This is a genomic window from Paenibacillus sp. TAB_01 (genome assembly GCF_043945595.1).
Taxonomy (GTDB): Bacteria; Bacillota; Bacilli; order Paenibacillales; family NBRC-103111; genus Paenibacillus_S.
The window spans coordinates 2,700,672-2,716,070 of sequence record NZ_JBIFNP010000001.1 but is presented as its reverse complement, the minus strand read 5'-3'; the positions used below and the strand labels follow the sequence as shown (position 1 = coordinate 2,716,070).

Sequence of the window (15,399 nt, the reverse complement as noted above, 5' to 3'; positions counted from 1 at the left end):
CCTCCTTCCCTCTGGATCCGAACACAAAAACGAGCGCCTCGCAGGGGTAGATTTGAAGGCAGTCTATCCCTCCAAAAACCAGCTATGAGGTCGCTCAATGGTTTATTATCAAAAATTCAATCTAGCCTTTGACAGCATACGCCCGGCACGCGAGCCTGAATTTATTCCCCTTGTACGTAAGGGATGGTTAACGGTCCCAGCGGCAGCACCGCTACGCTCATATCTCTGCCATACCGTTCCCGAAGCTTGCCGAGCAGCACTTCAATGTCGTGCACCGGCGTAAACATCGCTTTCCGGATGTCCTCATCCGGAAGCGATGACAGAACGTACACGTCAGCCCATACCTGGACGACCGCCTGCTTCTGCACCTGCCATTGATCGAACTTTTGAAAGTCGCCTTCGTTAATCAGCTGAAGAATTTCCTGCGGCGTCTTCCGAAGCTGCAAAATCTCTGCATAATTGCCATGATGGGGAATGCCGTCCGAGCATTCGGCCGCGCAAATAATGGCGCCGCCCTGCTTGACGATTTTATGGGCGGCGCTGATTCCTTTCACCGCCTGATAAAGGTTCTGGTCGAGCGGATAACCGGAATTGGATGTAATTACCACATCAAAACGCGTTGGCACGGAAGCCATCGCATCGTTCTTGACAAATGCGCAGCCTGCCGCATGCGCCTCGAACAATTCCCCCGCGAAGACGCCGGTAATCTCCTTCTCCTTATTCAGCGTCACGTTCAGTATGAAATCCACCGGACACATACGGTTTACCTCGCCGGCCATCCGCTGCAGCGGGTTTCCCGTCATATTGCCCCAAGTGGCCAGAGGATCGCCGATCATCCGGGCGTTATGGAACGTCATAATCGTTTCAATACCCGCAATACCGGGCATGATTCCCTTGGGCCCGCCGGAAAATCCGGCGAAGAAATGCGGCTCGATAAACCCGGTTACGATGCGGAAGTCGGCCTCGACGTATTCCTTATTCAGAAAGACATCGCAGCCGAAGGAGCACCGTCCCAGGTTAACGAGCTCCGACTTTTCATGGCAATGGTGATTGATGACTCGCACACGGCTCACGATATCCTCACCCAGCATCTGCACGAGCTCTTCGCGTGTTTGATCGCGGTGTGTCCCCGTACCGTTAATGATGACGAACTGCTCCGCCGGCACATGAGCCAGCTCTTCAAGCAGCCAGGGACCAGCTTATGGTTCGGCGTCGGGCGGGTAATATCGCTGATGACGATAGCCACCTTATCCGTCCGTTTCACCATGTCGCGCAGCGGACGGACGGCGCCGATCGGCTGACGCAGGGCATGCATCACCGCCTCTTTCTCATCAGGCAGTCCGTTCAGATGAACCGGTTCAATGACCGTCGCCGTATCCGGTACCTCTACCTGAAGCTGACCTTTCCCGTATTGCAGCAAAGCTTTCATTCGTTCCCATCCTTATTTTTATTCCTTCGCAGCCTGAACGACATAGTAAGGCTGATTGGATAAGCTCTTTTCCAATCCGGGCACCAGCCACGCGTCGCCGCCGGCCGTTCTCACCTCGAAAAAATACGCAACCGGATACGGTGACATCGTATAAGCTGCGGGTATGGAAGCCTGAAAGCTCTCCCCCTGCCGCTCCATATCCAAAGCAGCATACGATTCGGCTTGATTGACATGACGGTAATGCAGCAGCACTTGCAGCCCGGAAGCCACGGAAGCCATGGAGGTCATGGAATCCGCGCGGGCATCGCCTGTAAAGGTAAGCCGCAGCTCGATCGGCTGCCCCTTGATAAAGGAGCTTGCAGGAGCATGAACGCCTTGGGGACGCGGCCCTTGCGGCATGGCGGCCAGCATCGCGTCAAGAGTACGAGCCTCCGCCGACTGATCCGCTTGAAACTCTTCGTAGATGCGTTCCATTGCCTGGATATCCTCGTCGATCTCCCTCAGCCTGTCGGACCAGTGTCCGCGCGAATAATGAGCGCGCCCGAAGGTCAAATCCTCGTTATAGATGCCCGAAGAAGCGGCAATCACCTGCTTCCACCGTTCCCGGGCGGTATGATAGTAGTCTATGGCATCCTTTAACAGGCCGGCCTCCCCTGTTCTTTCAAACAAGGCATAGGCGACCCCTGCGCGAAATTTGTGCGCAAAGAACCGGCCGGTGCCGGCCATGATCCGCACATCGGCAGCCCATCGCCGGAATGGCGGGGCACCGTGTTCCTGCACTCTTTGCAGCGCTTCGGACAGCGACTGCTCGGCACGCTCAGCCAAATCATCCAGCATCTCCGCTATGTCGAGCGGCGAATATTTCCCTTTCCGCTTTTCTAGCAGAATATCGTCCGCAAATTCGTTAATCTCGTATATGAGCACAGGGTCCAGCGGGCTGACGGAACCGAATGTATGCGGCGCAGGAGTATCGAAGTCATAATTATACGGATACCCATAGGATTGATACGGATTATGTATCGGTTCCCCTCTTCGATACAACGGCATGTTGGCATACATCTCGGGCCAATAGACGTTATTGGCGACTGACGGCGCATGGGCCGTCAGGATCAAAGGCAGAATGCGGCTGGCATAAGCCATAGCTTCTTCACATGCCGAAGCGGCATCCCGAAACTCCGAGCGAAGATATCTTCTCCACGTCTCCGGATCAGCCTCCGGATCATAAGAAAGCCGCCCCAGCAGCCGGTAAGTATAAGAAAACTTGCTCCAGTCGCGAGCGCCCAGCTGCAATGCTTCGTCCGCGTACAGCTCGCGTCCGCCCGGATGTCCCGAGCCTTTGCGGCCTTTAAAAGAAAGCGGCTCGAACCACTCCATGCCAAGCGATCCGCAAAAGCCCGCGCTGCGGCCATAACCGGCCGCCAGCTCCGGATCGCCCCATGTCAAGATCCGCTGGGTTCCCGGCCACACCCGATGGACGATTCCATACTTGCGGTCGTCGCGGTAATAATCGGCATACCCATAACGGGTATAGCTTCGCTTGGAGGTCACATCCATCCCGCCCTGCTGCAGGTTCGGATTTCCGATACTGAAATGCGCCGACTTGGAACGTGCCCCGAGCGGCTTGGGGTAAAACTCCCTGTCGCGGATCGATGCTTGATGATACGCGAGCCCCAAATGCTCTCCCCAGAATTTCGTTGAAAGTACGACCGGCATCCCTGTGTTCAAGGCGATATCGACCAGCTCATCGTTGACGCCTTTGGCATGAAAATCCACTTCGACGGGACGTCCGGCATCCCGGATCCCCTCCACGACGGCGCGCCAGAAATCATGTGTCGGCTCCGGCACCCCGCCTTCAAAATGCACCCGGAAGGTGATGCCCTCGATGGCCGGGCATGCCTGCAGCAGAAGCTTTAAGGCATCCCGGCAATACAATGCATGGTTGGAGGCGTCCAGCCCGTGTATTTGATACCTGGTGTTCGTATTGTCAGGTCCGTAATCGTATGCATGATTCCACAGCCCCAGCCGGAATGTCAGTCCGCGCCGCTTCGCTTGCTCCCCGATATACTGCAGCATCCGGAGATTTTTCTCCCTTTCCGTATCGGCGAGTCCGTCCACGTGAACCGAATACCCCGGAACCTGCAGCAAATACGGATAGATGAAACAAAAGTACGTATCCTCTACGATTTTATCAATCAGGTAATCGTACCCGGCTCCGGTACCGAGCGTAAACCGGTTAAACCGGTGCGTGGCCAGCTCCGTCAAATAAGGCTCCCAGAAGTCTTCGTCGTAGAACCACGCCTTATCCTCCGCTTCGCTGCTGAACAAACGGGTCACGCTGCGTACCGGATTAGCCGGCTGCTCCGCGAAGGAGCCCATCGAGCTCAGCGCCGCCAATGGATCGGCGGCATGCTTGACCTTATCCGCCAATTCCAGGGCGGCATACACGAGGCCCCGGGCATCCGCGCCGACGGCAACAAGCTGGCGCTCAGCCGTATCCCGGAGCACGGCAAACGCCTCCGCCGCAGCCGGCAGCTCGATGCCCTGCCGCTCCGCCAAGCTCTTGGCAAGGGCGTCCCCTCTTCCCGTCAGCACAATGCTCAGTTTAGCCGGGCGGCCTTCGCTGCGCCGATCCGATACGACGACATCGAGCTGTTTAGCCTTCAGCATCTCGGCCAGATAGCCGGCCGCCCACTCGCTCTCCGCCGTGGCGGCCGCTTCGTCCCTCAGGTCCCTCCAGATCCGGACATCAGGAAGCTGGTTCTCAGTCAACTCCCAACACCTCTTCCTTATGTTTTAGGCATACAGAACGACATGCCCTTCTTCTACCGACACCGGGAAGGTTTCAAGACTTTCCTCCATCGGCTCTACGGCCACATCGTATTTCTTGACCAGGCATTGTTGAGGATTGAACAGCGATTTCCCCGTGGTCACGTCAAACTCCCACCCGTGCCACGGACAGGCCAATATTTCACCGTCCCGCCCGTAACGGTAGCTGCCCGGCTGCGACGGCAGCGTCGTCCCCGTCAGTCTTCCCACACACAAGGGAGCTCCCTGATGCGGACAGCTGTTGCGCAGAGCGTAATATTCCCCGTTGGCGTTAAATACGCCGATGGACCTTCCGCCGACTTGAACGATTCTTCGTTCCCCCGGCTGCATTTCAGTCGTTTTACATACTACGAATCGCTCCATGATCGGCAGCCCTCCGTTTAAAGGTTATAAAATTCCTTCGCATTCTCGTAAAAGATTCGCCGGTGAAGCTCGTCCGGAAGCTTCGGAAACGCCCTTCGCGGCGAGTCGAAGTCCCAGTGCGGATAATCGCTGGCAAACATTAAAATATGCTCGGCATCCATCGCTTCCAGCATCGCGAACAAATATTTGTCGTCATCCGGCCGTTCGATCGGCTGGCTTGTAATGCGCACATGGTCCCGCAAAAATTCGCTCGGCCGCTTTTCAAGCCATGGCACTTCATAGCGGAGTCCCTTGTATTCCGCATCCAGCCGCCACATTAACGGCGCAAGCCAGGAGACGCCTCCTTCGACGAGCGCGATTTTGAATTTGGGGAATTTCACAAACACCCCTTCGGTCAAGAAGCTGACCAGATGTGCCTGGAAGGCAAGCGACAAGCAGGTGTGAAACTCGATGTAGCGCGTAGGATGCCCCGGCGTAGGCTGATGGTTGATGCCCATTCCATCCGTACCGGGATGAATCGCCAGAGGAAAGCCGTACTTTTCACATGCTTCGTAGATCGGATAATACTGCCGCTGGCCGAAGGGCGCGGTTGCCCCGGAATCGGTCATCACCTGCACGAAATGCGGGTGGCCTGCCCAGCGCTCGATCTCCTTGGCCGCTCCTTGAGGGTCCTGGGTCGCAATATACAGCGAGCCTTTGAATACGCCGTCATGATTGTATTTATCCAGCCACGTATCGGCGAGCCAGTCGTTATAGGCGGCAGCTACCGCGGAAGCCATGTCGGGGTCCGGCAGGTTGTTCAGCATAGCGCGTGGCAGCAGAATCGCGTAATCGATTCCATACTCGTTAATCAGCTGCTCCCGCAAAAAATCAGGATCGGTTCCCGGCCCTCCGCCGTTCGGCGGCTTGGCATCCGCGCGGTTCCCCTGAATGTTGCCGTAGGCTCGGGTCAGCGGACGATACCAGTCTCTCCAGGGCTGAGGCAAATACTTGTTAAGCTCTTCTCTTGATTTAGGATAGACATGCACGTCACAGTCGATAATGCCTTTCTTGCCTGTCGCTTGCTTCGAACTCACTTGAATCCCTCCCGCGATGAGTTAAAGTGCTGCATGAATGGTCATGAGAAGCTTCGCAGCACCTTCGTACTGCGAAGCTTGCACCATCGGATTAACGGCTTTGGACAAAATAATACGGCTGATTCGAAATGTCCTCGTTCAAGCCGGGATAATGCCGGGCTCCGCCGTCACTTTCCACGACCTCAAAGAAATAGATAATGCCGAAAGGCGACTTCGTATAAGCTGCCGGAATTTCGGCGGCAAAGCTCACGCCGTCCCGCTTCATTTCCGTGGCGACGTAATGCTCGCTCTGGTTGGCGTGCCGGTAGTGCAGCACCACCTTCAAGCCGTCGGACGCGCCCGGCAGCTCAAGCTGCACGCCGAGCTTTTCGCCTTTGGTGAAATGCGTTGGCGCCCGATGCACATACAGCTGTCTGCGGTCGGCCGGGGAGGCTGCCAGCACTTTCAAGGCGGCCTGCAGCTTTGCATTATCTACCGTCCGGCTAGCGTCCGACCGGGCTGCCTGCAGCTGTTGCTCCATCGCCTGGATATCCGCATCGATCGCCGACAGCCGGTCCGCCCAGTGTCCTCTGACCGGCTGGGTGTAACCGAACGCAATATCCGGCTTATAATGCTCCTGAGCGATCGCGGCAAGCTTCACCCAGTGCTCCCTGGCCAGCTTGTAAAGATCCAGCGCCCGTTCCAGCTGATCTGTGTCCCCGGTCCGCTCCGACAAAGCGTAGCTTAACGCCGCCCGGAATTTGTTCGTGAAAAACTGGCCGATCTGGATCAGCATGCGGGTATCGATTGCAAACCGTTGAAAATTCGCCGCTTGCGGGTCGACGGCCAGCTCTTCGGCTTGGGACAAATAGTGTGCGGCCGCCGCCGCCATCGACTCCAGGCGATCCGCCGTCTCAAGCGGAGAATATTTGCCCTGACGGAAGCCTTGAATAATATCGTCGGCAAAATCGTCAATCCGGTAAAACAAGGCGGTATCCAGCGGGCTTGCGGCGCCAAACGTTCCCGGTCTCGGCGTATCGAAGCCAAACGGCGACGGCAGGTCCGGATCGGCAATCGGCTGGCTGGTATGCATTTCCGGCCAGTACACCACGTTGGCAGCGGATGGGCAGTAGGCTGCGGTAAGCAGGGGCAGGATGCGGCTCGCATGCGCCAGCGCCGATTCGTAGCTGTCTGCGGCCTCGCCGAATTCGAAGCGCAAATATCTGCGCCATACGTCAGGCTTCGCTTCCGGGTTATAGAGCAGCCGGCCCCACAGCCGGTACGTATATTTGTACTTCAGCCAATCCCGGTTCGGCAGCTTCAGCGCCTCGTCGAGATAAGGCTCCCGTCCTCCCTCCACGCCGGAGCCTTTACGGCCCTTGAACGTAAGCGGCTCGCACAGCTCGATGCCTTGCGTCCCGCTAAAGTGGGAATAGCGTCCATAGCCGGCGGCCAGCGCGGGATCTCCCCACAGCAGCAGCTTCTGGGTGCCCGGCCACAATCGGAACAAAATGCCGATTTTGCGGTCGTCCTGCAAATAATCCGCATAACCGTACCGCGTAAACCGGCGCGAATGGGCGGTAATGGCCTGCATATTCATCGTCTGATTCTTCGGCGGCGAGAATTCGTTATCCCGGATGGCCGCCTGATGGTAGCTCGGGCCCATATGCTCCGCCCAATATTTCGGCGAAATGAAGATCGGCTGATTCGTGTCCAATGCGATCTGGATCAGCTCGTCATTAATGCCCTTCGCATGCATATCGATTTCTACCCGGCGGCCGATGTCCTTCGTGCCTGCCAGCGCAACGCGCCAAAACTCGTAAGCAGGCTCCGGAATGCCGCCTTCATAATGGACGCGGAAGGTTAAGCCGTCGATCTCCGTAAACTCCCTTAACAGCATGCTGATCGCATCGCGGCAATAAGGGGCGTGGTTCTTCTCGTCGATCCCGGCGATCGTGTAATCCATGTTCGGACTGTCCGTAAATATGTACGAATGGTTCCACAGCCCGAGCTGAAAATGCATCCCCCGCCGCTTCGTTTCCTGGCCGATATAACGGAGCGTTTCAAAGTTCCGGCTTCTTTCCTCCTCGGACAGCTCGAGAACCTTCACCTCATGGCCCGGCACCTCGAACAAGAACGGATATGCGAAGCAAAAATAATTGTCGCGCACGTCCGGATCGTGGCCGTAATCGTACCCCATGCCTAAAGAAAGCGTGAACCGGTTAAACCGCTGCGTCGCCAGCTCCGTCAAATATTCGTCCCAGAACGACTTGTCGTAAAACCACGGCTTATCCTCCGGCTCGCAGGCGAACAAGCGGGTCACGCTGCGAATCTCATTGGCCGGCTTATCGATAAGCGTCTGGACATCCAGCAGTTCGCCGATGAGGTCGCCGGACGCATGCCGGATCCGGTCCGTCAGCTCCAGAAGAGCGTACACAAGCCCGCGTCCATCTGGCGCCGTGAGCATGATGCTCCCTTCGGTGGCAAGGATCGCCAGCGACTCCGCTTCCTCCGGCAAAGCAGCGCCAAGCTTATTGGCATAAGCTGTGGCGACCGGAGAATCGTTCCCCGAAACGATAATTTGCACTTTGTCGGCACGCTTGCCCTCCTCTTGCTCCAGCGCAGCGGCCACCCCGCGGCTTTCCAGCGTGTCGATCAAGGTTTGCCTTGCCCATTGGACCGAAGGCTCCGAAGCCAGCGCAGTTTGCTGATCCTGTACAATAATAAGCTCCGGCGACTTGCTCGATTGATTTGCATTTGACACGGTTTATCTCCTCCAATTGTGTATATGCCTATCGTGACGGCTATCCTTTCAGTCCGGAAGTAGCGATGCCTTCAATAAAATATTTTTGCAGGCTCAAGAAGATCACAAAGATCGGCAGCAGGGATAAAACGGATGCCGCCATAATAGCGCCGTAATTCGTCTGCTCCTCGGTTTGAAATTGCAGAAGTCCGAGCGGAATGGTGAACTTGTCCTTATTGCTTAAGAAAACCAGCGCATTCTCATAATTGTTCCACGATCCGACAAACGAGAAAATGACAAGCGTCGATACTACCGGCATGGATAATGGAAGAATGATTCTTGTAAACGTTTTAAAATGGTTGCAGCCGTCCAGTTTGGCCGCCTCGATCAGCTCATCCGGTATCGTGGTGAAAAACTGCCTGAATAAGAAGGTGCCGAAAGCGCTGAATATCCCGGGCAGCATCAATGCCCACAGGCTGTTGTACAATCCCATCAAACGATACAGGACGAATCTCGGAACCAGGAGCATCTGGTGCGGAAACATCAGCGTAGCGATGTAGATAACGAAAGCAGGCTCCCTGCCCTTAAACTTGATTTTTGCAAAAGCATATCCCGCAAGCGCGCTCGTAATGACCTCGCCGAGGACACTGACGACGGAAACCTTGACCGAGTTCATGAAATATGTTTGGAACCGTGCAAACCATACGGTGACATAATTATCAAACGTAGCCACTTTCGGTATCCAGCGGATCGGAAATTCGAACACATCCGCGGTCGGCTTAAAGGATGCGGACAGCATCCAAAAAACGGCATAACGGAAATCAAGGAAAGTATGAGCATGATGACCGTTAATATTGTTTTTTGCGCTAATTTGAAAGACCTTGCGTTCATAGGGCCCCTCCTTTCCCTCTAGTTGACGTGCGAGTCCTTATTGGAAAACTTCCACTGCAGCGCCGTGAAGATGAAGACCAGAACGAACAGCACCCAGCCGATGGCGTTGGCATATCCGATCTTGTTGTACGTAAATGCAGCTTTATAGATATAGTAGACCAGCACCGACGTAGAGGTACCGGGTCCTCCCTGTGTCATAACATTGACCTGGGTGAACACCTGAAACGACCCGATGATGGAGATGACCGTTACGAAAAACAAGGTTGGAGACAGCATCGGAATCGTAATCTGGAAAAATTTGCGCAGCGGTCCCGCACCGTCGATTTCCGCCGATTCGTACAAGGTGCCCGGGACACTCTGCAGTCCGGCCAGCAGAATGACGGCGTTGTAGCCGACCGCCTGCCAGACACTCATGATGATAATTGAGATCATCGCCCATTGGGAGGACGACAGCCAGCCCGGCGGATGCTCGACCCCGATCGATGTCAGAAACATATTGATCGGACCGAAGGTGGGCATGTACAGAATGCTCCACACCACGGATATCGCAACCATGGAGGCGATATTGGGTAAATAAAAGCCCAACCTTACCAAGCTTTTACAGAAGATTTTGTCATTCAAGATGACGGCAAGGATCAGGGCCAGGAATACGGAGCAGGGACCGTCACCGCTGCGTAAACAATGGTATTGATTAGGGACTTGATGAATACGTCGTCCGTCCACAAGTCGATGTAGTTTTTCAGACCGATAAATTTAATTCCTTTGATTCCTGACACCAGATTCCAGCTGCAAAAGCTGAAAATCAGCGACAGGATAATCGGAATTAATTTGAACACAATGTAGCCGATTAAATTCAGCGAAAGAAACAGCCAGCCGGCTATATTTTCATGCAGAATGTCCTTTCTGATCTTCCGCTTCGGTTTCAGCGCCATTGATGAGCTTTTCTTGGCCAGTTCCATCGGGCATTCCTCCACAGATCTCCTATTTTCCTGCTTTTTTAATCAGCTCATCGGCCTGCTTTTTCAGCTTGGCGACGGTTTCCGCCGGGGTTTGATTGCCCAGCAGGCACGACGTGATTTCCGTTTTCACCATATCCATGATTTCAGCCTTTGCCGTATTGATCGTGGTCAAGTAAGGAGTCAGCGCCATTTTGTTATCAATGAAGGTTTTCATCCCCGTCGGCTGATCAAAGTGCGGGTAGTCGAAAATGATTTTACCTACCTTGGCTTTCACGGCAGGGTTCATCGAGGACAGATTGGCAGGCGTCATCGCCTTGGACTGAGCGAAGATTTCCGGCGCCTCCAGGCAGTAGAACTTAAGGAACGTCCAGGCCGCTTCTTTATTAGGCGCACTGGCCGGAATACTGAAATCGCTTAAATAGTACACGTTGCTCAAGCCGTCTTCTTTTTTCACTTTAGGGATGTTGGCTACGCCATATTCAAAGTTGGTGAAGCCGTACGATTCCTGCGAGCTGTACTTGACGATAAACGACGGCTGAATATACATCGCCGCTTTACCCTGCATGAAGATGGCATGCGGATTGGTATCGATCTTCAGCGCCTTATACTCCGAAAGCGGCCATGCCGATTTATCCTTCATTTCCATATCGTAAAAGTATTGCAGCGATTTCAAGAATGCAGGATCGTCCCAGTTCGATTCCTGGCCGTTGTTTTTGTATACATAATTGAGGCCCAGCTGCTGTATGGCAGGGAACGCCCACTGACCGGTGTAATCCGGCAAGAAGCCGTAAATTTTGTTGGCGCCGCTGCCTGAAGTCAATTTCAGCGCCGCCGCCCTCAGATCGTCCCATGTCCAGTCATCCGTCGGATATGGTATGCCGGCCTTATCGAACATCGCTTTATTGTAGTACAGGCCATAGGTTGCCATGCTGTAGGGAAGCGCATAGTGCTTGCCGTTTACCGTTTCCAAATCATTAATGGAATCGCCGAACACCTGTTTATAGTCCAGATTGTCTTTTTTCAAATAATCATCCAGCGGCTCGTACATCCCGCTTGTGGCCCGGACCCTCATATCGTCAACCGAAGCTTGCGGGATGACGTCGATCGGTTCTCCGGAGGTCAGCAGTGCATTCGCGGTAGCAGGGACGGAATCCGCCATCTTCGTGTATTTCACTTTGATGTTCGGATACTTCTTTTCGAAAGCCTCGAAAAACGGCTTCATGCTCTCCTCGACCGTCCAGCTGTACACATTCAGTACGGTCTGTCCCGGCGCTGCATCGGATGGCTTGGCAGCCGTCCCTGCCTCTTGACTCTGGCACCCCGCTGCTGCAATCGTGCTGGCGGTAAGCGTCAGCGGTACTAAATAACGTTTTACTTTTCTAAAAGCAGAATTTTTCAACATATTCACTCCCCTATAGTTATCATTTGGTGTTCATAGCTTATTATAGAAAGCGGATGAGCTAGTTAACATGTGATTTCTTGGGGCATTCTTTGTTTTATATTACAGAATACAAGCATTCCCATAGGCCCATTCCGCAGCAGCTGGGAACGTCACCTCCGGGCATTGTCTTTATTCACGATCTGTTGTGTTTTTTACACATTGTGGTATGCACAAAATAAAAGCGCCGTCCGTAAAATCCGGAAAGCGCTTTTATTTGCGTATACATACATTTAAGCATTGGAGGAGTGGGTGCGGGCTGCTTCATTTCTGACAATTCCGGTATTCTTGCGGCGTCAATCCGGTTACTTTTTTGAAAATTTTACTGAAATAATACGCATCCGGATAGCCTACCTTCATGCCGATCTCATACACTTTACTGCTGCTGTTTTTTAACAAATGCTTGGCCTGCTCGATCCGGGCATGGATAAGAAAATCAATAAAATTTTCATTCATGGTGCGTTTAAATAATGAGCTCAGGTAATTCGGCGTAATATTAAGATATTGAGAAACCGACTTTAAGGAAATATCCTTATCGTAATTTTCCAGCATATATTTTTTGGCGCGGACTGCAATGTTGTTTCCGTCGTCAATTTGATGCAGCAGCGATATGACCCTGTCTCTCAGCTCCAGAATCCAGTTGCGGTAATCGTCCAAGGTACGAAACTGCTCCAAGCTTGACATGCGAACGGTCGTATCCAAGTCCTCGCCGGTAAATTCCTTTTCCCAGATCGTCACCATAAAAGTCAGCGACCAGCAGATGCCGCGCAGCGAATCCTCCGATTTGTTAAATCGGCTGTCATCGATTTTTCGGACGAATTGGTCGAAGGCCTCCGTCAGCATCTCTCCGTCGAGCACATGAAATGCCTTCTCGATTTGTTTAAACTCCGCTTCGAAGCCAACCGTGTGGCTGGCATCAAATTGCCGCTGATAATGATGAATAGTGCGCTTCAGCTCCGAAAACCCTTGATCCAGCGCGGTGCTTGCCTGGCGGTAGGCGGTTTTCAGCTTATGCAGACGGCCGAACACCTCGCTGATGCCGACTCGGCATTTAAAGTTCAGAAAAGTTTTTAAAGCATTCTCCACATGAATGGCTAATTTCTCGGCAGTGTACCTCGCTTCAATCTCGGAATCGGCTTCAATAGAGTGAATGATGGCGAACTCCATGGAATTGGTACAGGTTACATAAGCGGGAGGATAATTCTGCAAAATTTCTTCGATCATATTTGTGACGCCATAGGTCAGCACATACCTGTCGTCCACATCGTATTTCTCATATAACTCCCTGTTTTCCACGCGAACTAACAAGCATACCAGCTTTTCGGCATGAAGCTGGATATCCAGATAATCGAACTGCGCTCGGACCTCTTCCTCATTGATATAGTAGCTGAACAGCAGATCCTGGAACAGCTTCTCCCGCAAGGCAGGCAAATTTCGCCTCTTGTACCATTCGTCCGCGCGCTCCTCCTTGTGCCGGCTTCGTTCGGCTTCAATCTTCCCTTTGACTTTGTTAAGCAGCTCGGCAAACGGCTCCGGCTCCATTTCCAGCTTCAAAATATAGTCCTCGGCCCCGATCCGCATCGCCTCCTTCACATAATCGAAGTCGCCGTAAGAGCTTAGCACGATGAATTTCGTTTCCTTGAGCTGCTCACGCAAAGCGGAGATCAGCTCCACCCCGTTTAACAGCGGCATCTTGATATCGGTAATAATAATATCCGGCTTTAGCTGCAGGGCTAAGTCCATCGCGACCTTGCCGTTTTCCGCCTCGGCGACCAGATTAAATCCGCATTTCTCCCAAGGAACCAACGTTTTCAAGCCAACCCTTGCCAGCGTCTCATCATCTGCAATCATCACACTAATCATCGGGGTCCTCCTGTCTCCAAATCTGCATCTATTGGGAATCGGATCGTTACGGACGTGAATTGCCCTTTTACACTTTGCAGAGTAACGCCGTACTTATCTCCGTAGGTCAAACGCAGCCGTTCATCGACATTCTTTATCCCTATTCCATTAAAGCGCCGGCCATTCCCCCCGGCATGCCCCTGGCCCATGATCTGCTCTACATCCATCCCTACTCCATCGTCAAATACCGTGATTTCCGCCACACTGCCGTTCAGCTTCATTTGGATGCGAATGCAGCCGGTACCGCTTTTCGGCTCAATCCCGTGGAAAATGGCATTCTCTATAAATGGCTGTAAAATAAACTTCACGCACTTGGCCTGAAGCAATTTCGGGTCTATATCAAAATCGACATGAAATTTGTCCGAGTATTTGACCTCTTGAATTTTGATGTAATCCTTGACGATAGCCAGTTCCTCTTCAATCGTAATCATGGCCTCGCTTTTGCTGGTGCTGTTCGCAAGCAGACGGCCGAGCGCCTCGACCATTTCTTTGATGTTGTCCGCCTTTTGAATCATAGCCATCCAGCGGATGGAATTGAGTGTGTTATACAGAAAATGGGGGTTAATTTGGGCCTGCAGCGACTGGTACTCCATATCCTTTTTCTTCGTCTGCTCTTCGACCATCCTGGAGATCAGCTCTTGAATTTTCTCGATCATGTAATTGAAGCTGGAGCTTAACAGACCGATTTCGTCTTTGCCCGTATATTCGGATTTAACGGCCAATCCGTCTTCTTTGACGCTTCGCATGACGAAGGCAAGCTTCTTAATCGGGCGGACAATGCCGGACGCAACGAAATACCAAATAATCCCGGACAATATAAAACAAATCAATACGACTGCAATCGTAATATTGAATATAATTTTATTGTCTTTCAGAAGCTCGCTGAGAGGGATGCTGTCTGTCAGCCACCAGCCGTAGCGTTCAATGTGGTAATAAACCATCAGCTGCCCGTCTTGGGTAATGAAGGAACCGTGGTCTCCCTTTTGTTCTCTCAATTTATCCAGGCCTGGAAACGCGTTCAGCAGCATCGTTTTATCGGGATGGTACACGATTTGCCCGTTGTCATCAAGAATGACGAACTTCCCGGCTTTCTTCATATTGCTGTCTTCGAACAAGCTGTCGAACAAATCGCTTCTGATCTTTATGTAGATCACTCCGAGCTTCTCCAGCGTAGCGCTGTTCCGAAAGGTCTTGATCATCGACGGATTATATCCGTTTCCCGGCCCATTCGCCCCGTCGGAGTCTTCGTTCGGCGTTCCGAACCAAAACTGAGGCTGATCCGTCTGAACCGCCTGCCGGTACCAGATCATTTCCTTGAACTTCTCGTCATCCGGATAAATATCGCTGGAAGCGCCGGTAAACAGAATGATGCCGTTGTCTCCGAAAATTTGAATGGAAGCCACATTGGAAACGGCAAAAGCCTGCATAGTAAAATTGTTGAGCGATTGCTGCGCCCCTTGCAGATCATAATAGCCTTGAATGGAGCGCGATTTGAAATTGGGCGAAAGCACCTTCTGAATATCCGAATTATATAGAATATAATCAGCGATTTGCTCGAATTGCTTAAACTCCATACTGATGATGTTCTTGTTGTAGGCCAGATTATCCAGGAAGGATTCGCTCACTTTGCGCTTCAGCAAATCAATAGAGAAATAATAGGTGCTTACGCTAATAAACGTCGTCGGCAGCAGCATGACCAGCATAAACGAGATAAAAATTTTACGATGGATGCTGCTTTTGATGCCCAGCCAATCTCTTAAATTCATTTGAATCACCGAATTTCTGCGCAGCAC

Annotated in this window: 10 protein-coding genes and 1 pseudogene; all 11 read right to left on the bottom strand. The window is 52.8% G+C overall.

The genetic code is table 11. The features are described 5' to 3' along the window. Positions 1-161 precede the first annotated feature (161 nt). A pseudogene (larA, locus tag ACHHV8_RS13140) lies at positions 162-1,429 on the bottom strand (nickel-dependent lactate racemase). An 18-nt stretch (positions 1,430-1,447) separates the two neighbouring features. Continuing rightward, the gene (locus ACHHV8_RS13135; RefSeq protein WP_395158656.1) at positions 1,448-4,198 is read right to left on the bottom strand and encodes a hypothetical protein; all 2,751 of its coding nucleotides are present in this window, start codon (positions 4,196-4,198) and stop codon (positions 1,448-1,450) included. A 24-nt stretch (positions 4,199-4,222) separates the two neighbouring features. Then, complete coding sequence (locus ACHHV8_RS13130; protein ID WP_395158655.1) at positions 4,223-4,618, bottom strand: Rieske (2Fe-2S) protein; 396 nt, start codon at positions 4,616-4,618, stop codon at positions 4,223-4,225. Positions 4,619-4,635: 17 nt separating this feature from the next. After that, positions 4,636-5,694 (bottom strand): amidohydrolase family protein, encoded by a 1,059-nt coding sequence (locus ACHHV8_RS13125; protein ID WP_395158654.1) that lies wholly within the window; start codon positions 5,692-5,694, stop codon positions 4,636-4,638. A gap of 91 nt (positions 5,695-5,785) precedes the next feature. After that, positions 5,786-8,437 (bottom strand): hypothetical protein, encoded by a 2,652-nt coding sequence (locus ACHHV8_RS13120; protein WP_395158653.1) that lies wholly within the window; start codon positions 8,435-8,437, stop codon positions 5,786-5,788. A 40-nt stretch (positions 8,438-8,477) separates the two neighbouring features. After that, positions 8,478-9,215, bottom strand: coding sequence for a carbohydrate ABC transporter permease (locus tag ACHHV8_RS13115; RefSeq protein ID WP_395158652.1), 738 nt, complete (start codon positions 9,213-9,215; stop codon positions 8,478-8,480). A 110-nt stretch (positions 9,216-9,325) separates the two neighbouring features. After that, positions 9,326-10,030, bottom strand: coding sequence for a carbohydrate ABC transporter permease (locus ACHHV8_RS13110; RefSeq protein ID WP_395158651.1), 705 nt, complete (start codon positions 10,028-10,030; stop codon positions 9,326-9,328). Then, complete coding sequence (locus tag ACHHV8_RS13105; protein WP_395158650.1) at positions 9,943-10,266, bottom strand: carbohydrate ABC transporter permease; 324 nt, start codon at positions 10,264-10,266, stop codon at positions 9,943-9,945. The genes ACHHV8_RS13110 and ACHHV8_RS13105 overlap by 88 nt, the downstream gene beginning before the upstream one ends. Positions 10,267-10,288: 22 nt before the next feature. Beyond that, positions 10,289-11,668 (bottom strand): ABC transporter substrate-binding protein, encoded by a 1,380-nt coding sequence (locus tag ACHHV8_RS13100; protein WP_395158649.1) that lies wholly within the window; start codon positions 11,666-11,668, stop codon positions 10,289-10,291. A 300-nt stretch (positions 11,669-11,968) separates the two neighbouring features. Then, the gene (locus tag ACHHV8_RS13095; RefSeq protein ID WP_395158648.1) at positions 11,969-13,567 is read right to left on the bottom strand and encodes a response regulator; all 1,599 of its coding nucleotides are present in this window, start codon (positions 13,565-13,567) and stop codon (positions 11,969-11,971) included. Next, positions 13,564-15,372 carry a cache domain-containing sensor histidine kinase gene (locus ACHHV8_RS13090; RefSeq protein ID WP_395158647.1) on the bottom strand — a complete coding sequence of 603 codons (1,809 nt, stop codon included), beginning with the start codon at positions 15,370-15,372 and terminating at the stop codon, positions 13,564-13,566. Before ACHHV8_RS13090 ends, ACHHV8_RS13095 begins: the two co-directional genes overlap by 4 nt. Positions 15,373-15,399 lie beyond the last annotated feature (27 nt).